At 56.9% G+C, this 22,959-nt stretch carries 18 protein-coding genes; 8 read left to right on the plus strand and 10 right to left on the minus strand.

All coding sequences use genetic code 11. From position 1 onward, the window contains the following. Positions 1-191: 191 nt before the first annotated feature. Positions 192-1,070: a flagellin N-terminal helical domain-containing protein gene (locus CFBP5473_RS13085; RefSeq protein ID WP_027673761.1), complete on the minus strand. Its 879-nt coding sequence runs from the start codon at positions 1,068-1,070 to the stop codon at positions 192-194. A gap of 355 nt (positions 1,071-1,425) precedes the next feature. Between CFBP5473_RS13085 and CFBP5473_RS13090 the strand changes: the two genes are divergently transcribed. Beyond that, positions 1,426-3,348: an O-linked N-acetylglucosamine transferase, SPINDLY family protein gene (locus CFBP5473_RS13090; RefSeq protein WP_027673760.1), complete on the plus strand. Its 1,923-nt coding sequence runs from the start codon at positions 1,426-1,428 to the stop codon at positions 3,346-3,348. A gap of 84 nt (positions 3,349-3,432) precedes the next feature. On the opposite strand, the gene CFBP5473_RS13095 is transcribed toward CFBP5473_RS13090, so the two are convergent. From CFBP5473_RS13095 to flgF, 3 genes are all read right to left on the minus strand, one after another. Continuing rightward, complete coding sequence (locus CFBP5473_RS13095; RefSeq protein WP_234881760.1) at positions 3,433-3,993, minus strand: flagellar protein; 561 nt, start codon at positions 3,991-3,993, stop codon at positions 3,433-3,435. Then, positions 3,993-5,345 (minus strand): flagellar protein export ATPase FliI, encoded by a 1,353-nt coding sequence (fliI, locus tag CFBP5473_RS13100; RefSeq protein ID WP_051441154.1) that lies wholly within the window; start codon positions 5,343-5,345, stop codon positions 3,993-3,995. Before fliI ends, CFBP5473_RS13095 begins: the two co-directional genes overlap by 1 nt. 129 nt (positions 5,346-5,474) lie before the next feature. Next, positions 5,475-6,209, minus strand: a complete 735-nt coding sequence (flgF, locus tag CFBP5473_RS13105; protein ID WP_027673757.1) for a flagellar basal-body rod protein FlgF — start codon at positions 6,207-6,209, stop codon at positions 5,475-5,477. A gap of 238 nt (positions 6,210-6,447) precedes the next feature. On the opposite strand from flgF, the gene motA reads away from it, so the two are divergent. The 6 genes from motA (at position 6,448) to CFBP5473_RS13135 (ending at position 11,616) form a co-directional block, all read left to right on the plus strand. Beyond that, positions 6,448-7,320 carry a flagellar motor stator protein MotA gene (motA, locus tag CFBP5473_RS13110; RefSeq protein WP_027673756.1) on the plus strand — a complete coding sequence of 291 codons (873 nt, stop codon included), beginning with the start codon at positions 6,448-6,450 and terminating at the stop codon, positions 7,318-7,320. 1 nt (position 7,321) lies between these two features. Next, on the plus strand, positions 7,322-8,278 hold the full coding sequence (locus tag CFBP5473_RS13115; RefSeq protein ID WP_027673755.1) for a FliM/FliN family flagellar motor switch protein: 957 nt from the start codon (positions 7,322-7,324) through the stop codon (positions 8,276-8,278). Positions 8,279-8,343: 65 nt separating this feature from the next. Beyond that, positions 8,344-8,886 (plus strand): flagellar motor switch protein FliN, encoded by a 543-nt coding sequence (fliN, locus tag CFBP5473_RS13120; RefSeq protein WP_027673754.1) that lies wholly within the window; start codon positions 8,344-8,346, stop codon positions 8,884-8,886. Between the two features lie 25 nt (positions 8,887-8,911). Further along, positions 8,912-9,955: a flagellar motor switch protein FliG gene (fliG, locus tag CFBP5473_RS13125; protein ID WP_027673753.1), complete on the plus strand. Its 1,044-nt coding sequence runs from the start codon at positions 8,912-8,914 to the stop codon at positions 9,953-9,955. A 126-nt stretch (positions 9,956-10,081) separates the two neighbouring features. Beyond that, positions 10,082-11,161 (plus strand): flagellar biosynthesis protein FlhB, encoded by a 1,080-nt coding sequence (gene flhB / locus CFBP5473_RS13130; protein WP_027673752.1) that lies wholly within the window; start codon positions 10,082-10,084, stop codon positions 11,159-11,161. A 5-nt stretch (positions 11,162-11,166) separates the two neighbouring features. After that, positions 11,167-11,616 (plus strand): hypothetical protein, encoded by a 450-nt coding sequence (locus CFBP5473_RS13135; RefSeq protein WP_027673751.1) that lies wholly within the window; start codon positions 11,167-11,169, stop codon positions 11,614-11,616. A gap of 198 nt (positions 11,617-11,814) precedes the next feature. Here CFBP5473_RS13135 and CFBP5473_RS13140 read toward each other — a convergent pair whose 3' ends face one another. Both CFBP5473_RS13140 and mscL read right to left on the minus strand, forming a co-directional pair. Next, the gene (locus CFBP5473_RS13140) at positions 11,815-12,987 is read right to left on the minus strand and encodes a pyridoxal phosphate-dependent aminotransferase (RefSeq protein ID WP_027673750.1); all 1,173 of its coding nucleotides are present in this window, start codon (positions 12,985-12,987) and stop codon (positions 11,815-11,817) included. Between the two features lie 92 nt (positions 12,988-13,079). After that, complete coding sequence (gene mscL / locus CFBP5473_RS13145) at positions 13,080-13,508, minus strand: large conductance mechanosensitive channel protein MscL (protein WP_027673749.1); 429 nt, start codon at positions 13,506-13,508, stop codon at positions 13,080-13,082. Positions 13,509-13,717: 209 nt separating this feature from the next. On the opposite strand from mscL, the gene CFBP5473_RS13150 reads away from it, so the two are divergent. Next, complete coding sequence (locus tag CFBP5473_RS13150; RefSeq protein ID WP_027673748.1) at positions 13,718-17,218, plus strand: PAS domain-containing hybrid sensor histidine kinase/response regulator; 3,501 nt, start codon at positions 13,718-13,720, stop codon at positions 17,216-17,218. Positions 17,219-17,289: 71 nt separating this feature from the next. On the opposite strand, the gene CFBP5473_RS13155 is transcribed toward CFBP5473_RS13150, so the two are convergent. From CFBP5473_RS13155 to fliF, 4 genes are all read right to left on the minus strand, one after another. Continuing rightward, positions 17,290-19,137 (minus strand): methyl-accepting chemotaxis protein, encoded by a 1,848-nt coding sequence (locus CFBP5473_RS13155; RefSeq protein WP_027673747.1) that lies wholly within the window; start codon positions 19,135-19,137, stop codon positions 17,290-17,292. A gap of 255 nt (positions 19,138-19,392) precedes the next feature. Continuing rightward, positions 19,393-20,121, minus strand: a complete 729-nt coding sequence (gene visR / locus CFBP5473_RS13160; protein ID WP_051441153.1) for a transcriptional regulator VisR — start codon at positions 20,119-20,121, stop codon at positions 19,393-19,395. 28 nt (positions 20,122-20,149) lie between these two features. Beyond that, positions 20,150-20,881, minus strand: a complete 732-nt coding sequence (gene visN, locus CFBP5473_RS13165) for a transcriptional regulator VisN (RefSeq protein ID WP_027673745.1) — start codon at positions 20,879-20,881, stop codon at positions 20,150-20,152. Between the two features lie 352 nt (positions 20,882-21,233). Beyond that, positions 21,234-22,925, minus strand: a complete 1,692-nt coding sequence (fliF, locus tag CFBP5473_RS13170; protein ID WP_027673744.1) for a flagellar basal-body MS-ring/collar protein FliF — start codon at positions 22,923-22,925, stop codon at positions 21,234-21,236. Positions 22,926-22,959 lie beyond the last annotated feature (34 nt).

The raw sequence follows: 22,959 nt of genomic DNA on the forward strand, positions 1-22,959 counted from the left end.
TGAATGATATATATCAATCCCCAGCCGTCGCTTCGATGACCTGATCTAAACTTATTAAGGTTAACAACTGGAAAATAATTGATGAACATATGGTTAATTTGAGAAAAAAGAAGTAAATACTTTGTTAACCAAGATTAAGACAAAGAAAAAGGCCTGGTGCAAAACCCGGCCTTTTAGAATTTCGATCCGGCTTAGCGGAACAGCGACAGGATTGTCTGCGAGCTGGAGTTTGCAATCGACAGGGACTGAACTGCCAGCTGCTGCTGCGTCTGCAGAGCAGAAAGCTTGGCAGACTCTTCTTCCATGTCGGCATCGACCAGCTTGCTGACACCGGCGTCCATGGCATCGGAAATCTTGCTTGCGAAATCGCTCTGCAGATCGATACGGGTGGACAGAGCGCCGAGAGCAGCTGCGCCCTTCGTCAGCGTGTTGAGAGCCGTCTCAACAGTCGTCATGTAGTCGTCGATATCGCCCTGAGTCATAGAGCTGGTCAGCGAGATTTCCATGACGCTGCCGAGAACGCCGCCGGAACCCTCACCATCATCGATGGATTCGAACATTGCGTAGCTGCCGGCTTCGAAGGATGCCGTCGTAACCTTGACTGCGCCGTTGCTTTCACGAATGAAGCCATCGACAACCGACGTCGTGGAGGCAGTGTTGCCCTGAACGACCCAGTTTTCGCCGTTGAAGGATGCAGCCTGGCCGATAGCAGAAAGCTGCTGCTGCAGCTTGGTGATTTCGAGCTGGACCTGGTCCTTGTCGACCGACGTTTCACTTGCGGTCGTCAGCTTGGTCTTGATTTCGTTAACGACTTCGATCGCGCTGTCCATTGCAGCGTAAGCCGTGTCGACTTTCGCAGCGCCAACGCCCAGCGAATCAGTCGCAGCGTTCAGAGCCTTGTTGTCGGACTTCATGGTCGTGGAAATGGACCAGTAAGCTGCGTTGTCGGAAGCGGACGAGACCTTGAGGCCTGTGGAAACGGCGTTCTGCGTGTCGCTCAGCTTGCTGTTGACGTTGCGCAGAGTCTGGAGAGCGGTCGTAGCGCTCGAATTGAAGTTAATGCTAGACATAGTTGCCCCTTTAACGCGGTACAAGAGAGGGACATGCCGGGTTTTTACCGGCGCAAACGGTTCGGCATCATGCCACTCGGTTCCATTTTTCGTCGGACACCAAACCCGTCACGTGAGGATGAAAATGGGCTTGAAGCATTTCCAAGTTCTTAATTTAGAGGATCAGACCGCCCCCAATCGATTTGATGGTTAATGTTCGGTAAATGCGGCAGGTTATAAATAAGTAGCCTCAAACATACCCGTTTCGAGCAAGCTTCGGCCCTTATGCTTGGTCGAATTTTTCTATCGGCAGAAATGGCGCATCCGGATTTTTTGGCGCGTCGATGATGACGAGCAAAGGGAAGACACGAGATCGATGTTGAACGAAGTCAGCTATGCAACCGCCTCAAAACACTTCAAGACAGGGCGTTATACAGATGCACTGGTGACGTTAAACCGGTTGATCGACACCCACCGCGATGCCCGGACTTATGGCCTCCTGGCAAAGACACTGTCCCGGCTTGGCCTGCAAGATCAGGCAGCAACTTCCTATGAGCTGGCCTATATGCAGGGCGGACTGGATGCTGAAGACCATCTCGTTGAAAGCATCAGACTGTTTTTTGCCTGCGGGGAAAAGGACAAGGCGCTCGCTCTTTCCAACAAGCTGATCCACCGCTTCCACAAACACCCGGACATCGCCTATATCGTCGGCACATTGCTGGTCGAACGCGGTGAACTTCGGATTGCCCGCACGCTGAAAACCATTCTGATGAAAAGCGACGACATCGAGCATATGAAGCTCGGCGCGCGCATTGCTATCATGACCTGGGATCTGTTCGATCCAAGAGATATCGAGACCGCGCGCGTTCTTCTCTCCAGAATTCCCCGCCAGAACGGCGTGCGACTGATGTATCTCGTCTTCAGCCGTGAACACAGCAAATATGACGCCATCGAGAAGCATCAGCCGATCATCGATGCAGCTGTTGCCGCGGGCGATCTGGAATTCGTCTCGCGCGACGGTACGTTCTTCAACATCCACTGGAGCGGCGACGAGCACATCAACCAGCTCGCGCGAAGCAACACGCCAGCCTTCTCTCCGGAGATGACCGTCAAGCGCCGTGCGCTTCCCCATCAGTGGGGCCAGAAGATTCGCATCGGCTATCTCTCGTCCGACTTTTTCGACAAACACGCGACGATGAAGCTCATCCGCGGCGTGCTCGAGCTGCATGATCGTGATCGTTTCGAAGTCACGCTTTTCTGCCACTCGGCTCCGGATTCGATGGAGAGCAACGAGGCCGACCGCAGTCTCTGGGGCGATGTCGTTACCGTCCGTGACATGACGAACCAGGAAGCACTGGACGAAATCAGGGCGCGCAACATCGACATTCTGGTCGATCTGAAGGGACATACGGCGGGTAACCGCACATCGATCCTCAACATGGGCGGGGCGCCCGTTCAAGTCACCTGGATCGGCTTCCCCGGTTCCGTGGTCAATGTCGATCTCGATTATACCATCGGCGACCATTACGTTCTGCCCGATAGCTCCAAGCCGCATTACCACGAAAAATTCGTCCGCCTGCCGGAAACCTATCAGCCCAACGATCCCGCCAACCGCCCGCTGGCAAACAAGGTCAGCAGGTCGGAAGTCGGGCTTCCCGAAGACGCGTTCGTCTTTGCCTCCTTCAACGCCAACCGCAAGATCACTCCGAAAGTGGTTGAGCTATGGTGCGAGATTTTGAAGAAGACGCCGAATAGCGTTATCTGGATCCTGCACAATAGCGATGCGAGCCGAACCAATATTCTGGCAAAGTTCATCGCCTGCGGCATTCCTGCCAAGCGCGTCTTCTTCATGAAGAAATTGCAGTTCGAACTCCACCTGAACCGTATTACGGCAGCAGATCTCGGCCTCGATACCTTCCCCGTCAACGGCCACACCACCACCTCCGAGCAGCTCTGGTCAGGCCTGCCTGTGTTGACCATGAAGGGTACGAACTTTGCTTCGCGCGTCAGCGAAAGCCTTCTGAACGCCATCGGCGCACCGGAGCTGATAACCGAAAATGAACGCGATTACGTCGAACAGGCCGTCGCCTACGCGAAAGATCCGGCAAGCCTAAAGCCGATCCGTGATCGCATCGATGCGAACCGCTTCGTCACGCCGCTATTCGACGCGGAACGGTACTGCCGTCATCTGGAATCGGCTTACGAAACGATGGTCGAACGGGCAAAGCAGGGTCTCGAGCCGGATCACTTCGACGTGCCCGCCCTGCCGAAACGCGATGGGCCATTCATGACGCGGTGAAATGCCGGATAAGAAAAAAGGCCGTCTCGCAAGAGGCGGCCTTTTTTGTATGCTCATGGAGAACACCGGCTGCGGTGAAGATCGCTATTCGGAGTAAACCTCTCCCGCAGACGTCACGATCTGCCACTTACCCTGAACATTCGACAGGGACAGAAGGCGGCTTTCGTCGGGGAGGATGGAGCCGATCTGGACGAGGAACATGCCTGACTTGTCTTCGATCAGTGCCCGACCGTTCGAGACGTGCAAAAGCTTGAACCGCGTGCCATCGGGGAACGGCTGAACCGATGTTTCGTCGGCATTGTTGTTGCCCTTGCCATTGGCGGGAACGGTCGCGGTTACGACATTATCGATCTGGACATCCGGGACAGCGGCTTTTCCATTGCCAGCAATGCCTTCGTCGTAATGTGGAACGATAGTCTCCACTCCGCCGCCGCCGCGCTGCGGAACGTGTTTCAGCGCTTCCCAGCCATTGCCGCTGATGCCGAATTTATCGGGATTGAGAAATACATACCAAGGCAAACCGGCAGCCGCGGCTGCGACGAACAGCAGGCCGCCCGTGAGGAACCGGTCCAGTTCCCGGCTGCGCCTGGCATTTTCCTGACCGCCTGATGCAGCATTTTTGATCTTCTTCTTGATTCTAATCATCAGGGCCCCCGCCGCTGAGCAGGCACCGGCTGGTTATTGGCCGGCGCGTTTCGAAGTGCGGTCGCCAGTTCGGCATAGGCATCGATGACCTTTCGGTCTCCCGGCGACTGCTTGAGGACGTCGTAGATAAAAGGAACCTGCCTTACGGCCATATCGAGTTCGGCATCGACACCGGGTCGGTAGCCGCCGATCAGGCGCAGGTCCTTCGTTTCTTCGAAATTGTGAATGAGCGATTTGAGGCGCGAGACCAGTTTCTGCTGGTCCGGCGTCCACGCCTTGTGGGACAGGCGCGAGATGGACGCGAGCGGATTGATCGGCGGATATCGCCCCTCATCTGCAAGCGAACGGTCGAGCACGATGTGCCCATCGAGAATACCGCGCGTCGAATCGGCAATCGGATCGTTGTGGTTATCGCCATCGACGAGAATGGAGATGATCGCCGTTATCGTACCGGCGCCCTCTTCGCCCGGCCCTGCCCGCTCCAGCAGCTTTGGCAGTTCGGTGAAAACGGAAGCAGGGTAGCCTCGCGCAATCGGCGGCTCGCCAGCGGCAATCGCCACTTCGCGGATGGCCTGGGCAAAGCGCGTGATACTGTCGGCAATGAACAGAACGTTCTCGCCCTTGTCACGGAAATGCTCGGCCACCGTCATAGCAACCAGCGGCGCCATCTTGCGCAGCATCGGGCTCTCATCGCTCGTTGCCACGATAGCGATGGATTTCTTCATATTGTCGACGAGCGTGTCCTCGATGAATTCACGCACTTCGCGTCCGCGTTCGCCCACGAGTGCGATCACGACCTTGTCGAAAGAGTCCGCGCGCGCAAGCATGGAAAGCAGGGTCGATTTACCGACACCCGATCCGGCAAAGATACCCAGACGCTGGCCGAGGCAAAGCGGCGTGAAGATGTCGATTGCCTTGACGCCCGTGCGGAAGCCCGTATCGACGCGGCTGCGCGTCATGGAGGGCGGAGGCAGGGTCATGACGGAGCGGCTGCGCGGACCTTTGATGAGCGGCCCCTTTCCGTCGATAGGCTTGCATAGTGAACTGATAGTGCGCCCGCACCAGCTATCGTCCGGCTGAACGCGGAACTCGCCTTCCCGCAGCACCACATCGTTGACGCCGATGGGGTCGCCGGGCTCGATGGGGCAAACATAGATCAGATCTGGCTCGACGCGAACGACTTCGCCCAGATGCAGGCCATTCGCGCTCTTGTGCACCACGAATTCACCCAGGCGAACATGCTCGGAAAGGCCGCTGACGGTATAGTGGCCGGCGGCAATGGTTCTGACCCTGCCGCCGCGGGCATACAGCTTGCCCGATGACAGCTGCGCCCCAGCGATGTGTGCAAGCATTTCCAATCTTGCAAAAATCGGCGACTGAGCCTGCGCGACCTCAAGCGTTTCCGGTGCCTCAGACGGTTCTGCGGCTGGCTGAAGTGCAATGTCGGTCTCTGTCTCGCTATCCATCTGCCTGAGCGCCTATTACTGCCCGCCGCCAAGCGTGCGGATGGCTTGAGAGAAGTTGTCTTCGGTGGATTTCATCAGCGAAGAGATGCCTTCGAAGGCGCGGTTCACCTGAACCAGCTGCGTCATCTGCGAAATGGCATTGACGTTGGACTGCTCGACATAGCCCTGAAGCACGCCGACGCCTGCGGTATCGACCACCGGCTGCGGCGCTTCGGAGAAGATCACACCGCTGTTTTCATAACGGACGAAACCCTTGTTCGCGTCTGCTTCAAAGAGACCGATCTGCCCGACCGTCGCACCGTTCTGAATGATGCGGCCATCCGTTCCAACTGTTGGCTCGCCTGCGGTGAGGTTTAGCTGTATCGGCGCGCCACCGGCGTCGAGAACCGGGAAGCCCTTCGTGGAGATGAGTTCGCCTGTCGTGGACATGGAGAAACGTCCGTCGCGCGTCAGAACCTGACCCGCCGGTGTGTTGATCGCAAACCAGGCATCGCCCTTGATCGCGAAATCGAAGGAGTTGCCGGTGCGCTCCAACTCGCCGTTACGGGTGGAGAGATAGTCGTTACCCTGCGTCACGAAGGCAATGTTCGCCTTGAGATCGTTTTTCGTGTGGCTCATGACCTCATCGAACTTGACCTCGGTACCGCGAAAGCCAGCCGTATTCATGTTGGCGATGTTGTCGGCGATGGTGGTGAGACGACGTTCCAACGCGATCTGGGACGAGATACCAACGTAAAGACCAGATTGCATGTTCTTCTCCTGTTCGGACATCAGAGCAAAGACGTGCAGCCGGAACGACCGCATGTTGGCTTGAGACCTAGCGAGGTTTGCTTGCGCGAAACTTTTGATCGCCGCTTTTGACAGGGACGCGGGCTGACCGCGCTTCAGGAAGGGAAAGAAAAAGCCGGACCGGCCTTCAAGCCAGCCTCGCGCAAGGCATGATGCCTATCCATCGGGGTGTGAAATTGGCGTCAGGTGCGAGCTTCAGATGAACATTATTATCGGACTGGTTATTACTTTCGGCTGTATTATCGGCGGTTACATGGCCATGGGCGGACATCTGGACGTACTTTTCCAGCCGTTCGAGCTTGTCATCATCGGCGGCGCCGGTATCGGTGGCTTCATCATGGCCAACCCGATGAAGGTCGTGAAAGACTCCGGTAAGGCCATTGGCGAAGCGTTCAAGTTCGCCGTGCCGAAAGAGCGCCATTATCTGGACGTGCTGGGCGTTCTCTACTCGCTGATGCGTGATCTGCGCACGAAGTCGCGTAACGAGATCGAAGCTCACATCGACAACCCGGACGAATCCTCCATCTTCCAGACGGCTCCGTCGGTCCTTAAAAACAAGGAACTGACCTCCTTCATCTGCGATTATGTTCGCCTGATCATCATCGGCAACGCCCGCAGCCATGAAATCGAAGCGCTGATGGACGAGGAAATCGAGACGATCCTCAACGACAAGCTCAAGCCTTACCACGCCATCACGGCTATGGGTGATTCCTTCCCGGCCATCGGTATCGTGGCCGCCGTTCTCGGCGTTATCAAGGCCATGGGCAAGATCAACGAATCGCCTGCGGTTCTCGGCGGTCTCATCGGTGCCGCACTCGTCGGCACCATGCTCGGGATTATCCTGTCCTACTCGATCTGTAATCCGCTGACGTCGCAGATCAAGATCGTCCGCACCAAACAGCACCGGCTCTACATCATCGTGAAGCAGACCCTGATCGCCTATATGAACGGTTCGGTTCCGCAGGTCGCTCTCGAATATGGCCGCAAGACGATTTCCGGTTACGAGCGTCCTTCGATCGATGCGGTCGAGCAGGAAATGATGAACCCCGGCGGCGATCAGAAGGCGGCTTGATATGGCGAATGCTGCTGAACAGACAATCCCAGTTGCGATGGAATCCTCGCTGCTCGCCAAGCTTACCGGCGGGCTGGGCGACAGCAAGACCATCGGCAAGATCGGCACGGATATCGGCCAGCTCTACAGCGCCTTCCTGCCGGATATCTTCCACAGCGAGACCGGCATTTCCATCGATGTGGAATATGCCGGTTGCGAATCGGGGTTGATGACCGATCTGATCCAGAAGCTCAACCGCGACTTCGCCGTTGCGGATTGTTCGCTGCGCAACTGGTGCAGCAATTTCATGCTGGGTATCGGCAACGGCTTCATCATGGCGCTGATGGAGCGCATGCTGGGTGCGGCACCCGACACGATTACGGAACCGGAATCGAGACAGCTGTCGCAGATCGAACTCGATCTTGCAGCATTGGTGCTTGGTCGGGTTGGCGGCGTGCTTCGCTCTGCCGTCAACGCGCCGGGCGGCTTCGAGGCGACCATCGAGCCTCCCTTCAATGCAACCGGAAAGAGCGCCTTCGAAGAGGCCATGTTCGGCCAGTTCGGCATGCTGATCCGGGTGAAAATCGAAATCGGCAAGGTTGCTTCAGAGTTCGCTTTGATCATCCCGCAGCGCACGCTGCTGAAAACCACCATCGTTGCACCGAAGCCATCGGCACAGGCTTTGAAGAAGCAGGAAGAGTGGATGGAGATGATTTCCGAGCAGGTGAAGCGTTCCCAGGTAACGCTTGAGGCCAAGATCAGGCTTCAGACGCTCACGCTCAAAACAATCTCACGCCTCGTGGAAGGAGACGTCATTCCTTTCCGGGACGCGAAGCAGGATGATATCTGCGTCGAAGTCAGCGCAAACGGAGCAAAAATGTATAATTGCGAGTTTGGGCGCGCCGGTGACCGTTACACGGTCCGGGTCAAAAACAACGTCACGACGGATGACGAAATTCTAAGACATTTGATGGGTTAAAACTCGCCGATACCACTTAGGGTTTTGGGCAGGCTGACGCAAGTTTCAAAGGGAATAATTATCGCATGGCTACGAAAAAGACACCTGTACCCGACGACGATCTGATGGCCTCGCTCAACGACCCGGGCGAGCTGGATCAAGCTATCGGTGGTCTGCGGGATGTGCTGAAAAGCGACGCTGAGGGTTCTCTCTCCAGCTTCGGCGATTTCGGTGACTTCGGCACGACCGATGCAGAACCGGCAGGCGGCGGTCTGGATGCCTTCGGTGGCGATACCGGCGGCTTCGGGATGGACGACTTCGGTGCGGCCCCTGCGGCCTCATCCTTTTCCGCACCGCCGCTTGGCAGCGGTCTGGCGGAAAACATGGACCTCATCATGGACATCCCTATCGATGTCCAGATCGTTCTGGGAACCAGCCGTATGCTGGTGTCTGGTCTGATGGGTCTGGAAGAGGGAGCAACAATTGCGCTGGACCGCAGAATTGGCGAGCCAGTGGAAATCATGGTGAATGGCCGCTGTATTGCGCGCGGCGAAATCACCGTACTTGAAAATGACGATACTCGTTTTGGTGTAAAGCTTATTGAAGTGCTAAGTACCAAGAAGGCCTAATCCCTGTGGGGACGGAGAAAAGACCATGATGGACTTTGAGGATTTCGGTAACCCGGTTTTAGGGAAACCGTTGTCTCAGGCTGACAAGGCCGCCGCGGTACTGCTGGCGATGGGCAAAGGCGTGGCTGGAAAGCTGTTGAAGTTTTTCACGCAGGCCGAATTGCAGTTGATCATCAATTCGGCCCAGACACTTCGCGTCATCCCACCGGATGAGCTTGCCCAGATCGTTGCGGAATTCGAAGACCTCTTCACGGAGGGCACCGGCCTTATGGATAATGCCAAGGCCATCGAAGCCATTCTCGAAGAAGGCCTGACCCCTGAAGAGGTGGACGGCCTTCTTGGTCGCCGCGCAACCTTCCAGGCCTACGAGACCTCCATCTGGGACCAGCTTCAGGATGCAGATCCCCAGTTCATCGGCAAGTTCCTGATGCGCGAGCATCCGCAGACCATTGCCTATATCCTCTCCATGCTTCCTTCGTCCTTCGGCGCCAAGGTTCTTCTAACGATCCCGGACGAGCAGCGTGCGGACATCATGAACCGTACCGTCAACATGAAGGAAGTCAGCCCCACCGCAACGCAGATCATCGAAAAGCGCGTCATGGCGCTGATCGCGGAAATCGAAGCGGAACGCAATGCAGCCGGTTCGGCGAAGGTCGCAGACCTCATGAACGAGCTGGACAAGCCACAGGTCGACACGCTTCTCAGCTCGCTGGAAACGCTCAGCAAGGAAGCCGCCAACAAGGTCAAGCCGAAGATCTTCCTCTTCGAAGACCTCATGTACATGCCGCAGCGCAGCCGCCTCATGCTGCTCAACGACGTTTCGGCAGATATCCTCACCATGGCGCTTCGCGGCGCCACGGCGGAAATCAAGGAATGCGTGCTGTCCAGCATCAGCCCGCGCCAGCGCCGCATGATCGAGTCCGATCTTGCAGTGCCAGCGGCCTCGATCAACACCCGCGAAGTGGCCATGGCCCGCCGCGCCGTTGCTCAGGAAGCCATTCGTCTGGCCAATTCCGGCCAGATCCTGCTCAAGGAAGTGCCGGAAGGCGGTCAGCCCGCAGCGGCATGATCTGTTCCCGGTTGATAAAGCCGGGAGCAAAGACCTTATATCTTGCCGGGTTCCGTTCCGGCCTGTACCTTCTCATCGATGGCCTGCCAGCCAATGGCGGGCCTTTTCGATTGAAGGGATATTGCCTTGGCAGACGATGACAAGGACAGTAAAACAGAAGAACCAACAGAGAAAAAACTTCGCGACGCGATAGAAAAGGGCAACATCCCTGCGTCCACCGAAGCCTCTCTCTTCGCGTCCTCCCTCGCATTCTATCTTTTTCTTGTTTTCTTCGCACCGGACGGGGTCAGGCGCCTCAGCGAAACGCTGGCTGATATTCTCGAGCGGCCCGAGCAATGGCATCTCAATAATGCAAGCGATCTCATTTCGCTCGGTCTTCATCTGGCAAAGGAAATCAGCGCGCTTCTGCTTCCGGCGGCGATCCTGTTCATCGTCTTCGGTCTCGGCCAGTCCTTCGCGCAGAACCTTCCGCAATTCGTTGGCGATCGTATTACCCCGAAGTTCGAGCGGATATCGCCGGTCGGGGGCTTCAAGCGTATCTACAGCGTCAACGGTCTGGTGAATTTCGGAAAATCGCTGTTCAAGGTCGTCGTCGTCGCCATCATCATGGTGATGGTGCTCAAGAATGACTACTACAAGCTTCTGACAGCACTGATTTCCGATCCGCAACTCATTATGCCGACCGGTTATGAACTGCTGAAGAAGATGATGATGGTGATTCTCTTCGCGACCGGGATTCTTGCCGTCGGCGACTATTTCTGGACGAATTATCGCTGGCACAGCGAACTGAAAATGTCCAAGCAGGAAATCAAGGACGAGCACAAGCAGTCCCAGGGCGACCCGATGGTCAAGGCCCGCCAGCGCTCCATTGCGCGCGACCGCGCCCGTCGCCGCATGATGGACGGCGTGCCGCGCGCGACGCTCGTGATTACGAACCCGACCCACTATGCCGTTGCCCTTCGCTATGTTCGCGAAGAAAGCGATGCGCCCGTGGTAGTCGCCAAGGGCCAGGATCTCATTGCGCTTCGCATCAGGGAAATAGCCAGAGAAAACAATATCCCCATTTTTGAGGACCCTCCGCTTGCACGCTCCATGTTTGCGCAAGTCTCGGTGGATAGTGTCATCCCGTCAGTATTTTATAAGGCCGTTGCGGAACTCATTCACAAGGTTTACGCCGCGCGCCAAAACAAAAGACGGGTAAACTGATCAATATGAAAAAATGCCCATATTCGGCTGAAAGAGAAGAGATACTTGCACGTGCAATCAGCCCCGTAGCGGCTGAGCTTCGCCTGATTGACGCGGCTGACCTGATATCTCTGTTAAAGTTTGAATATTACAACAGCCTGTCGGATCTCGTTGATTCGGCGGCGGAACTCTACTTCCATCCGGGCACTGTCTATTTCGGCATTGGGGGAGACTACACGCTCGACTGGGACACGTACCCATCGATCACGCTGGACCTTGAGATCAAGCCGAAGGGTGTGACGATCTACGCGCAGCTGATGCTGGGCAAGGATCATGCTGGTGTGAATATCAATTACATCAACTTCCAGAACCCTTCGAACGATCCGAACGAGAATACCGCATTTCTGGCAGACAGCCTGCGAAATGCGAAATTCTACAAGAAAGTCGATACGTCTGCGATGAACGCGACGCACTGACCCCCTCCTCGCAGCTTCGCTGCATTTCCAAACCAGAACTATGCTACAGACCGCATGACGGCGCGTCCCGTAGCTACATTTCGAGACGCTGAGCCCAAATCGTTTATCGATCTGGACGATGAGGATGTCTCAAAAGAAAAGGCGCACGACATTTCGTGCGCCTTCTTTACCCATGGCAATGCCCGAAGAAACTGACCTTCAGGCCGCTTTGCCCAGAATATAATCCGACAGTCTTTCGGCTGCGTCGGCAATCTGCTGCGGGTTGCGCAGGAAGCATGCGCGCAGGAAAAGCTCTCCGCCTGCACCGAAAGCGCGACCGGGCGCGAGACCGACACCGACCTTGTCGACGATGTCGAAGGCGGCTGCGCGGGTGTCGGTAACGCCATCGATCTTCAGGAAGGCATAGAGCGCACCATCCGGTTTCAGCGTCTCGACGCGATTGGTGGCGATCAAGGCATCGCAGAGAATATCGCGGGACTGTGCGGCGCGCGCAAAATTCTGCGCCACGAAATCATCGCCATGATCGAGCGCAGCGATTGCGCCGCGCTGCATGAACTGCGCGACGCCGGATGTGGAATACTGGATCAGGTTCTCGATCACCTGCCCGATCTCCGGCGGTGCAACCAGCCAGCCGACGCGCCAGCCGGTCATCGACCAGTTCTTGGAAAAAGAGTTGGCAAAGACGATCCTGTCGCCCTCTTCCATGATGTCGAGGAAAGATGGTGCGCGAGCCCCGGCATAATAATAGAGCGCGTAGATTTCATCCGCGATGATCCACAGGCCGTGCTTTCGGGCGAGCGCCAGAATATCGCGAAGATTGTCTTCGGTCGCCGTCCAGCCCGTTGGGTTGGAAGGTGTGTTGATGAAGAGCGCCTTGGTTTTTGGCGTGATCGCCTGTTCCAGCTTGGCGATATCGATATCCCATTTGCCATTGGTGAAATCGATACCGACCGGAACGGCCTTTGCACCCGCAACGCCGATGGCGGCGACGATATTCGGCCAGGTGGGCGTGAGGTAGATCATCTCGTCGCCCGGCGAAGTCAGCGCCTGAACGGCCAGCACGATGGCCTGCATGCCTGAGCCCGTGACATAGAAATGGTCCGGGGACAGGCTTTTGCCAAAGTGGCGTTGGTAGTAGCGGCCAAGCGCATCGCGGAGCTCGGGGATGCCGCGCTGCCAGGTGTAGAAGGTCTCACCCGAAGTTAGCGCATCGGCGGCGGCTTTCGCAATGAAGTCCGGGGTTGGGAGATCACCTTCGCCCACCCAAAGGGGCAGAAGGTTGGCGCGGGCATGGGCGTATTTCTTGACTTCGACAATACCGCTTTCAGGGGCCGCCAGCGAGCGGCTGCTGAGACTGTTCAGGATCGACATTAAAAAGGCACTCCGTTCGAGTGCCTTCTTATCTCATGATGCGTAAGCTGTGCATGATATTCCGTGAAGGAACCACGGATTTTGCTTATGGATCAGCGTGTCTTCAGCAGATCGCGGATTTCCGTCAACAGCTTTACGTCCTCCGGCGGTGGAGCCGGTGCCTTCTTCTCTTCAACCTTCTCACGCTCTACCGAGGCGCGGATCCTGTTCACGCCCTTGACCATCAGGAAGATGATCCAAGCGAGGATGAGGAAGTTGATGACGATGGTGATGAAGTTACCATAGGCAAACACCGCACCCTGCGCACGCGCTGCGGCAAGTGACGGTGCCGTGACGCTGGAGCTGAGCGGGATGAAGTAGTTGGAGAAATCGAAGCCACCGAAAATGGCGCCGACGATCGGCATGATCAGATCGTTGACCACCGAATCGACGATCTTGCTGAAGGCCGCGCCGATGATGACGCCCACGGCAAGGTCCATGACGTTACCGCGCGCGATGAATGTTTTGAATTCGTTGAGCATAAAGACGTCCCTCTTTGAAGCCCTCTTCCTTGCTGACCCTGAGTCTGCCAGCGCACTGAACATATCACTTATTTGCGAATATGCAGATATATGACGCACAACGGAATTGTTCGGTTCCGGGGCGCATTGAACTTTATGCCAATGTGCGCCCAATTCTCATTTTTCCCAATCTGTCATATGGTTATGCATCAGGTTGAGGGGGAACCGGAGTGCTTCCTGGGTGGATCATATTTGTTTCGGCTTTCGCCTATATTCTCCTGCTCTTTGCAGTAGCGAGTTATGGCGACCGTAAAGGCCGTCGCAAAACGGCGCCCAACAGGGGCAGGCCCATCGTCTATTCACTCAGCCTTGCGATCTATTGCACGTCATGGACTTATTTCGGCGGTGTCGGGCTTGCCTCCGAGCGCGGGCTGGAATTCCTCGGCATCTATACCGGCCCCATCCTCGCCTTCACGCTGGGCATGCCGATCATCCGCCGCATCGTGGAGCTGGCCAAGGCGGAGAAGCTGACCTCCGTCGCGGATTTTATCGCCGCGCGCTATGGCAAGAACCCAACGGTCGCGACCATCGTTTCCGTCATCGCGCTGGTGGGTGCAATTCCCTATATCGCCCTGCAATTGAAGGCCGTTTCCAGCTCCGTTGCTGCCATGGTCGATCCGCGCGACTACGGAATTGGCAGCGGCAATCTCTATTTTCTCGATCTGCCCTTGATCGTCACTGTCGTCATGGCTGGCTTCGCCGTCATGTTCGGCACACGCCATACCGATGCCACCGAGCATCAGGATGGGCTGATCCTCGCTATCTCGATGGAATCGGTCGTCAAGCTGCTCGCGATCTGTACCGCAGGCGTCTATGTCATCTTCTTTCTGTTCGACGGCCCTTCGCAGCTGTGGCAGCTTGCATCCGAGAATGCGCAGGTCATGGACGCGGTGTCCTACCACACGCCCATCAGTCGCTGGATCGTTCTGACGCTTCTCTCCGCATTTGCGATCATTCTTCTGCCCCGGCAATTCCACGTTACCGTGGTGGAGAACCGGACGCCGAAGGAATTGCGCATGGCGGGCTTTCTCCTGCCGCTCTATCTCATCGCCATCAATCTCTTCGTGCTGCCCATTGCCGTTGCGGGTCTGCTCAACATCGGCGGCAATGGCGATGCCGATCTCTATGTGCTGCAATTGCCATTGTTCAACGACATGCCGGTCGTGTCGCTCATCACCTTCATCGGCGGCTTTTCCGCGGCCACGGCCATGGTCATCGTCGCGTCCGTGGCGCTTTCGATCATGGTGTCCAACGACATATTGATGCCGATCTTTCTGCGGCAGAAGCTTCTCACCCGCTCACCCCATAGCGATGATTTCGCCAAGACGCTGCTCAACATCCGCCGAACTGCCATCTTCGTCGTTCTGCTGCTGGGCTATTGCTATTATCGCGCGGCAGACAGCACATCCGGCCTCGCCTCCATCGGCCTGCTTGCCTTTGCCGCCATCGCGCAGATGGCCCCTGCCCTCTTTGGCGGCCTCATTTGGCGACGTGCCAATGCGCGGGGCGCCATTGCGGGGCTGACCTCCGGCTTCATCGTCTGGGCCTATCTGCTGTTCCTGCCAAGCCTCGGCGGCCCCGATTATTCTCATGTCGCGGCAACCGTGCTCAGCTTCGTCTTTCCGGGATCGGAGGTGTTCAGCGCGCCGGGAGCCGATCCGCTGGTCAATGCCGTGACGCTGAGCCTGCTCATAAACTGCCTTGCCTTCGTCCTTGGCTCTCTGTCCCGCAATCCTAAACCCGTTGAACGCATCCAGTCCGGCATCTTCGTGAAGCGTCATTCCAGATCGCAATTCGCCACCCGCGGCTGGAAGACCCGGGTCAGCGTCGGCGATCTGAAGAGCGCGGTGGCACGCTATCTCGGCGAGGAGCGGATGCTGCGCTCCCTCTCCGCTTATGAAAAATCCGCAGGACGAACGCTCGGGGACGAACAGCCTGCGGATATGGCGCTGATCCATTTTTCCGAACAGCTTCTGGGAAGCGCCATCGGTTCTTCCTCAGCGCGGCTGGTGCTTTCCCTGATATTGCAGAAAGCCGAAGACACCAGCGCCGATACGGCCTGGCTGCTTGATCAGGCGAGCGAGGCACTGCAATATAATCAGGACATGTTGCAGACGGCGCTGGCGCAGATGGACCAGGGCATCGCCGTTTTCGACAGTTCGCAACAGCTGACGATCTGGAACAGGCGCTTCCGCACGCTTCTGGATTTGCCCGAACATTTCGGTCGCGTCGGTCTGCCCTTGAGTGAAATTGTAACGATGCTGGAGGAGCGCGGGGATATTGCCTCGGGCGATCAGGCGCATAGCATCAACCAGTTTCTCACCATGGACAGGCCCTTCTCGCTTGTGCTTGCGGGCGGCGCGCGCATCATCGAGGTGCGCTCCAATGGGATGCCGGATAAGGGCGTCGTCGCGACCTTTACCGATATCACCCAGCGCGTGGCGAGCGATCAGGCGCTGAAACAGGCCAATGAGACGCTGGAGCAGCGTGTGGCGGAACGCACCGGCGAGTTGATGCGGGTCAACCACGAACTGGCGGAAGCGCGGGCAGCAGCGGATCAGGCCAATATCGGCAAGACCCGCTTCTTCGCCGCGGCTGGTCACGATATTCTCCAGCCTCTGAATGCCGCACGGCTTTATTCTTCCGCCCTGGTGGAGCGGATCGGGCCGTCGGACAACAGCAATCTGGTGCAGAATATCGATTCGGCTCTCGAATCGGTCGAAACCATCCTCGGCGCCGTTCTCGATATTTCACGGCTCGATACCGGCTCCATGAAGCCGCGTGTGGCGCCTGTTCCGCTGAATGAATTGCTGAAGCGCATCGAAACCGACTTTGCGCCCATGGCGCGCGAGAAGAACCTGAAGCTCGTCGTCATGCCCACCTCACTCATGGTGCGCTCAGACATCAATCTGTTGCGGCGGCTGATCCAGAACCTCGTTTCCAACGCCATCAAATATACCGTGTCCGGCAAGGTGCTGATCGGCGCGCGGCGGCGCGGCAAGGATGTCGTCATTCAGGTGATGGATTCGGGGATCGGCATCCCCTCCTCCAAGTTCCGGACCATCTTCAAGGAATTTGCGCGTCTGGATGAGGGGATGAAGGCTGCGGCGGGTCTCGGGCTCGGTCTTTCCATCGTGGACCGCCTCTCGCGCATCCTGCATCACCCGGTTCACCTTTCCTCCGTTCCGGGCAAAGGAACGTCCTTCACCGTGCAATTGCCGCGCGAGACCATTCATGCGCGCAGCAGCAAGCTTGCCGAACGCGGAACTGTAGCGCCCGAACGAACACAGCTTAACGGGTTTCGCGTCCTCTGCATCGACAATGAGCCGAAGATTCTGGAGGGCATGACGCTGCTCATGTCCGGTTGGGGTTGTCAGGTCTCACAGGCTGCCTCTCTTGCCGAGGCCGGTTCCGCTGCAAGCGCTGCGCCTGACATGATCATCGCGGATTATCATCTTGGCGATGGCACCGGTATCGATGTCATTCTGCATCTGCGAGAAGCTTATAAGTCGCAAATACCAGCACTTCTCATTACCGCGGATCGCACGCCAGAGGTGCGGGCGGAAGCTGAGAAGCATGGCATCGGCGTGCAGCACAAGCCGGTTCGCCCGGCAGCACTGCGGGCCTATATGACGCAGGTTTTCAATATTCGTCGCGCAGCCGCCGAATAGTGTCGGTTTCACAAATGAAAAGAGCCGCCCATCGGTAGGGCGGCTCTCGTTTTGAAAGTATCTGGCCTATATCAGGCAGCGCGGCTGTAGCGCGTCTGCTGCGTGGCATGTCCATTGTCCATGCGGAAGCGCTGAACGAGACCGAGCAGAGCCTCGACTTCGTCTGCCAGCATCTGGCTTGCAGCGCTGGACTCTTCGGCCATGGCGGCATTCTGCTGGGTCATCTGGTCCATCTGGTTGACGGAGCTGTTGACCTCTTGCAGCGCGGAAGACTGGTCCTGCGTTGCCGTTGCGATGGTTTCGACGTGCTTGCTGACGGTGACGATCTGCTGGCTGATGTTGGAGAGAACCTGACCGGCTTCCTGAACCAGCAGCGAACCGGAATTCACTTCCTGCGTGGACTGGTTGATCAGCGTCTTGATCTCGCGTGCCGCATCGGCAGAACGCTGGGCAAGTTCGCGAACTTCCTGTGCCACGACCGCAAAGCCCTTACCTGCCTCGCCTGCACGCGCCGCTTCGATACCGGCATTGAGCGCAAGAAGGTTGGTCTGGAAGGCGATATCATCGATAACCTCGATGATCTGTTCGATCTTCTTCGACGCATCTTCGATACGACCCATGGCATCCACGGCGTTCTTGACGACGGAGCCGGAGCTATCGGCGCTCTGCTGCGTCACACGAACGGCCTGGTTGGCTTCGCGGGCACGTTCAGCCGAAGACTTCACGGTAACAGTGATTTCCTCGACCGCAGCAGCTGTCTGCTCAAGCGAAGCCGCCTGCGATTCTGTCCGGCGGGACAGGTCGTTGGACGATTCGCGCATCTCCATGCCGTTGTGCTGAATGACCACGGTTCTTTCACGAATCTGGTTCAGAACGTCCTTCAGGTTTGCCAGCGAACCGTTGAAGTCCGTGCGCAGCTGCTCGAGACGACCGGAGAACGGCGTGTCGATGGTCTGCGTCAGGTCGCCGCTGGAAAGACGTGCAAGGCCGCCTGCAAGCTGATTGACGGCAAACTCGATCTGACGGTCCGTTTCGCGCTTTTCAGCATCGTTACGGCCACGCTCAGCTTCCGCTTCCGCACGCTCTTCAGCGCTCTGGCCTTCGATGCGCAGCTTTTCGCGCGCATTTTCACGGAACACTTCCAGTGCGCGGGCAATGTTGCCGAACTCGTTCTGGCGCGTTGTGTATGGAATGTCCGTTTCCAGCTTACCTTCGGAAAGCGACTTGACCGCGGAGGTCAGGATGCCCAGAGGGCGAAGGCCGCGCTTGATGACGTAGTAGCCGAGGAAGCCGAAAACCAGCATGACGCCGAGGCCACAGAGCGCAACGATATCGCGCAGGCCGTTGATGTGTCCCTGATACACTTCCATCGGAACGCCGACGAAGAGAATACCGACCGTCGTGCCATTCTTGGAAAGGACCGGCATATAGCCCGTCATGAAATTCTTGCCGAACAGCTTGGCTTCGCCGAAATAGGCTTCGCCCTTGGCCATTTTCGGATAGGCCGGGCTATCGAGTGCCAGCTTGGTGCCGACAGCGCGCTCGCCCTTTTCGTTCTTCACGTTGGTAGAAATACGGACGTAATCCGTGCCTTGCGTGGCAAATACGGTTGCAACGCCGCCATTGGCCGTACCCGTGCGATCCACCAGATCGAAATCGAGCAGCGTACCGACGCTTGGCCGGCTCACGGACTTCAATTCACCGTCCTGCATGGAAACGGTCGCGCCGCCCACCTTCATTTCATACAGAATCGCCATCGTGCGGACCGCTCTTTGCGTATCCAGCAGCGCGCTCTGCATCACGTCTTCCTTCAACCGGACATACGTCGAGGTGCCTACGGCAACGATGCCCAGGAAGATGAGACCAATGGTCAGACACACCATCTGAACCACGATGGATCTCGAAAAAAAACTCACCATACCATATCCCCGAGATTTATTGATTTTTGCAATCTGAAGCAAAAGTGTTAAAATTCGGGGAATCCGGTACAACTTTAAATGCTGGATTTAATTGGGCTTTTCACTGCCGCTTGATGCTTATCAAGTGCTGATAAGCCTATAAAATCAGTGTTTTCTTGGGATGAAGTAAAAACCTACTGATTGCTAGGCAGAGCAAGGCCTCGGCGAAAAAGTATCACTAATAATATGTTACAGATATTTTTCTGAACTATTTGCTCAGTGAATATATCCAAGCCGAATGGCTTTTGCGATGGCCTGGATGCGGTTGACGGAGTCCAGCTTTATCGTGGCGGAGCCGAGATAGGCATTGACCGTGTGCACAGAAAGGCCAAGCTTGGTGGCAATTTCTTCGCTGATGCGGCCGTCTCCCGCCAATTGAAGGCAGGCCACCTCGCGCTCACTGAGCGCTTCCGACGGCGCAACCCGGCGCTCGTCCAACGCGAGCAGGTCGACCATGATCTGGCTACATTTTATATGCTGCTCGAGCATCAATTCATTGTCGAGCAACAGGTTGCCGCCGCAGAAAATGATATAACCGTTGCCAATGGTTCCGAGCCTGACCGGAAAAGCGATACCCGAATAGGCCAGCACGTCATTATCGACGCGCAGCAGCAGAGATGGAACATCGGGAAGATCGGCAAAACCCGAATCATTCTCGTTTTTCCAGGCGACGGGAAGAAGAGACCGTTCCAGATGATCGAGAAGGCGGTCGCCAAGGGCCTGCACCAGCCTCGTGCTCTGCTCGCTGGCGTTCATGCCCCAGTTTTCGAGTTCGCAGGAAAGTTTTCTCTTGTTGGGAAAGCCCGCCGCGATGGCCCGGAAGACAACGAAGTTCTTCGCTCCCAGGCTTCGCTGCATCGCAATCAGCTTCGGGAAGAGATCGGAGCGCGTGACGGAAGGGATGAGCTTTGCGTGGGACTGGTGCCCGGTCGCTTCGCTGTCCATATCCTTGATAAAGCCCATGATGCGCTCCTCAAACCAGATTGTTGCGAACCGCGTAGGCAATAGCCTCCGACCGGGTCTTGGTTGCCGTCTTGCGCATGACGCTGGTGATGTAGTTATTGATCGTGTTTCGCGAGATGCCAAGAATCATGGCCATTTCATCGCTCGTCTTGCCTTCGGCAATCCAGAACAGGCATTCGAGCTCGCGCTCCGTCAATTCGATATCACGCTCGGTGCGCGCTTCCGCGACGATGCCGAAGCTTGCGAAATAACCCGCCAGCATAGCGGCTTCCTGAAGGCGCTCTTCAGCAGGCAAAGCCCCTTCGGCAAACATTAGAAGCAGCGAAAAACGAATGCGCCCCACGCAGAAGGTGAGCGCCCAGTATTGGCGGTCTATGCCCACTGGCACCAATGCATCGTCTGGCAGATACATCAGCCTTGGTTTCAACAGCGTCAGGCACTTTTCCATCTCGCTGGAGCGGCTCTGCGCGCTGGTCAGTTCGTTGGCAAGCTTTCGCACCAGATCGAACGGCCAGTCGGATGTAACGATGAAATTGAGGCTTGCTTCCTGCAGCAGGTCTTCGCGTGCCAGCAGATAATGCGAGGCGCCTGCATAGGAGGTCAAATGCTCCAGCGCAGCTGTAACGTTTCCGTCCGCAGCCGTGGCAGAAATTCTTCGAATGAGTTGATCGCGAGGCAAAGGTCTCACCACCGTTTCAACTGGCGTAGCCGACAGCCTGCGAACATCGACATCCACTTTCAATAGCCTACGCCCTCTTGTTCCCCTTGCGGAGATGCTTAACCGGGATGGAATTCATTTCCATACAGAGAAGGACGATCGCCGAAACGACTGACACCCCTGGTGACCGAATCATTACATTTTAGGAGACGGTGAGGGAAATACCATCGCTTTGAAACGCGGTATCCACTCTTTTCGTCTCCCACTACGCAACAAGAACCATATTCACGTTCTCGTCCTCGCACAGTCATCTTTCTGAACTTACGCAGGTTAATTTGGCACCTTGATGAACAAATAGTAAACCATGTTGCGGAATGATCCAAAGCCCGAATTTTAGAAGAAACAAAAAAGGCCGGAATAATCCGGCCTTTTGTCTTTATGCTGCTTTTTCGACTGCCCATTTGCGCAGAATCTTGGCGGCGCGTTCTTCGCTGATTTCCACCATGCGGGAGAGACGGCGTTCCGGCCCTTCGCGAACGCGGCGGTTGAAGTCGCCCTCGCCCGAGTCGCCCGACAGAAGATCGTCGGTGCTGTCGAAGCCGAAGTCCGCGCCGAAGCCGTCCATGAGGCCACCGCCACCGCCGACGCCACCCATGGCTGGGGAGAAGTCCGGCAGTTCGAGGCCTGCGGATTCCTGACCAAGTTCCGCAGTGGAGCCAGCGGCGCCACCGGACATGGTGCGGACAACCGGGCGGACTGCGAACCAGACGACGAGGAAGGCAACAGCGACGAAAGCGAGGGAGTTGATGATGCCTGCGGAATTGCGGCTCAGCACTTCACCGAAGCCCGGTCCAGCCACAGCCTCGTCAAGCAGCTGCGTTTCGAGGAAGTCCATGGCGGTGATGGTTACGATATCGCCGCGCTGGGACGATGTACCGGCTGCCGAGGTCACGATCTTCTGCATTTCGGCAAGGTAGGCGTCGATCTTGGCCTGATCGGCAGGTTCGCCGATCATCTTGGCAAGGCGACCCTTGTTGACCACGACTGCAACGGAAATCTTGTCGATGGTGTAGCCGTTGCGAACGGTCGCCGTCGTCTTCGAGTTGATTTCGTAGTTGGTCTGCTCTTCCTTCTTGGCCGATTCGTCGGAAGACTTCGGTCCGCCGCCGCCACTTTGCGGCGCTGCCTGCGGAACGTTCTGCTCCACGGTCGCAGCAGAATCCGGCGTCGTTTCCTGAGATTTCTGGTCTTCCTTCGTCGTGCGAACGGAGCGTTCTACACGCGATTCGGGATCGTAGACCGTTTCCTGAATTTGCTGGCTGTCCGTATTCAGTTCAGCCGTTACGCTGGAGCGGAAGTTGTCCATACCGAGGAAAGGCGCAAGCGCCTTGTCGATCTTGGTTTCCAGTTCCTGCTGAACATTCTGCGCCAGCGTCAGCGAGCGGTTCATCGCGCCGTTGCCGACCTCATCACCCGAAGCGAGCAGCTGGCCGGTGGAATCGAGAAGTGTCACGTCGTCCACCTCCAGCCCGGGTACGGCGGAAGCAACGAGGTGGCGAATGGAAGCTGCGGCCTTGCGACCGGCGGAAGCGCTTGCGCGGATCATGACGGAGGCCGTCGGCTTCTGTTCGCCGCGGCGGAAGTTGCCCACATCCGGCATGACGATGTGCACGCGTGCTGCGGCCACACCATCGATCTGCTGAATGGAGCGTCCGATTTCGCCCTCAAGCGCGCGAACACGCGTCACTTCCTGCATAAACGAAGTGAGGCCCAGAGAGCCCACATGGTCGAACAGTTCGTAACCTGCATTGGCGCTGTCAGGCAGACCGCGCTCGGCCAGAAGAAGTCTTGCCTTGCTCGTCATCCCTACCGGAACCTGGATACTCGTTCCATCCGTTCCGACCTGAAAATCCATGTTCGATTCGGCGAGCGCGATGCTGATCTTGTTCAGATCCATCGTTTCGAGGCCGACGTAAAGTGTTTCGTAAGCTGGCTTGTTGACGTAGAGAGCGGCGGCGAGAATGATCGCCATGGACAAAACGCCCACACCACCCAGCACCAAAAGCCGCGTCTGGCCTAAAGCCGCGAAATTTTTAAAAATCTGAGGGATTTGATTTAACAGATTCATTCTGTCCCGACCGTCATTCAATAAGTCCGAGACC

The sequence above is a fragment of the Agrobacterium larrymoorei genome, assembly GCF_005145045.1.
Classification (GTDB): domain Bacteria; phylum Pseudomonadota; class Alphaproteobacteria; order Rhizobiales; family Rhizobiaceae; genus Agrobacterium; species Agrobacterium larrymoorei.

What these genes read in the sequence shown, in the direction of transcription:
- CFBP5473_RS13085 (WP_027673761.1), bottom strand. Translation starts at nt 1,070, where the DNA reads ATGTCTAGCATTAACTTCAATTCGAGCGCTACGACCGCTCTCCAGACT.
- CFBP5473_RS13090 (WP_027673760.1), top strand. Translation starts at nt 1,426, where the DNA reads ATGTTGAACGAAGTCAGCTATGCAACCGCCTCAAAACACTTCAAGACA.
- CFBP5473_RS13095 (WP_234881760.1), bottom strand. Translation starts at nt 3,993, where the DNA reads ATGATTAGAATCAAGAAGAAGATCAAAAATGCTGCATCAGGCGGTCAG.
- fliI (WP_051441154.1), bottom strand. Translation starts at nt 5,345, where the DNA reads ATGCTTGCACACATCGCTGGGGCGCAGCTGTCATCGGGCAAGCTGTAT.
- flgF (WP_027673757.1), bottom strand. Translation starts at nt 6,209, where the DNA reads ATGCAATCTGGTCTTTACGTTGGTATCTCGTCCCAGATCGCGTTGGAA.
- motA (WP_027673756.1), top strand. Translation starts at nt 6,448, where the DNA reads ATGAACATTATTATCGGACTGGTTATTACTTTCGGCTGTATTATCGGC.
- CFBP5473_RS13115 (WP_027673755.1), top strand. Translation starts at nt 7,322, where the DNA reads ATGGCGAATGCTGCTGAACAGACAATCCCAGTTGCGATGGAATCCTCG.
- fliN (WP_027673754.1), top strand. Translation starts at nt 8,344, where the DNA reads ATGGCTACGAAAAAGACACCTGTACCCGACGACGATCTGATGGCCTCG.
- fliG (WP_027673753.1), top strand. Translation starts at nt 8,912, where the DNA reads ATGATGGACTTTGAGGATTTCGGTAACCCGGTTTTAGGGAAACCGTTG.
- CFBP5473_RS13135 (WP_027673751.1), top strand. Translation starts at nt 11,167, where the DNA reads ATGAAAAAATGCCCATATTCGGCTGAAAGAGAAGAGATACTTGCACGT.
- CFBP5473_RS13140 (WP_027673750.1), bottom strand. Translation starts at nt 12,987, where the DNA reads ATGTCGATCCTGAACAGTCTCAGCAGCCGCTCGCTGGCGGCCCCTGAA.
- mscL (WP_027673749.1), bottom strand. Translation starts at nt 13,508, where the DNA reads ATGCTCAACGAATTCAAAACATTCATCGCGCGCGGTAACGTCATGGAC.
- CFBP5473_RS13155 (WP_027673747.1), bottom strand. Translation starts at nt 19,137, where the DNA reads ATGGTGAGTTTTTTTTCGAGATCCATCGTGGTTCAGATGGTGTGTCTG.
- visR (WP_051441153.1), bottom strand. Translation starts at nt 20,121, where the DNA reads ATGGACAGCGAAGCGACCGGGCACCAGTCCCACGCAAAGCTCATCCCT.
- fliF (WP_027673744.1), bottom strand. Translation starts at nt 22,925, where the DNA reads ATGAATCTGTTAAATCAAATCCCTCAGATTTTTAAAAATTTCGCGGCT.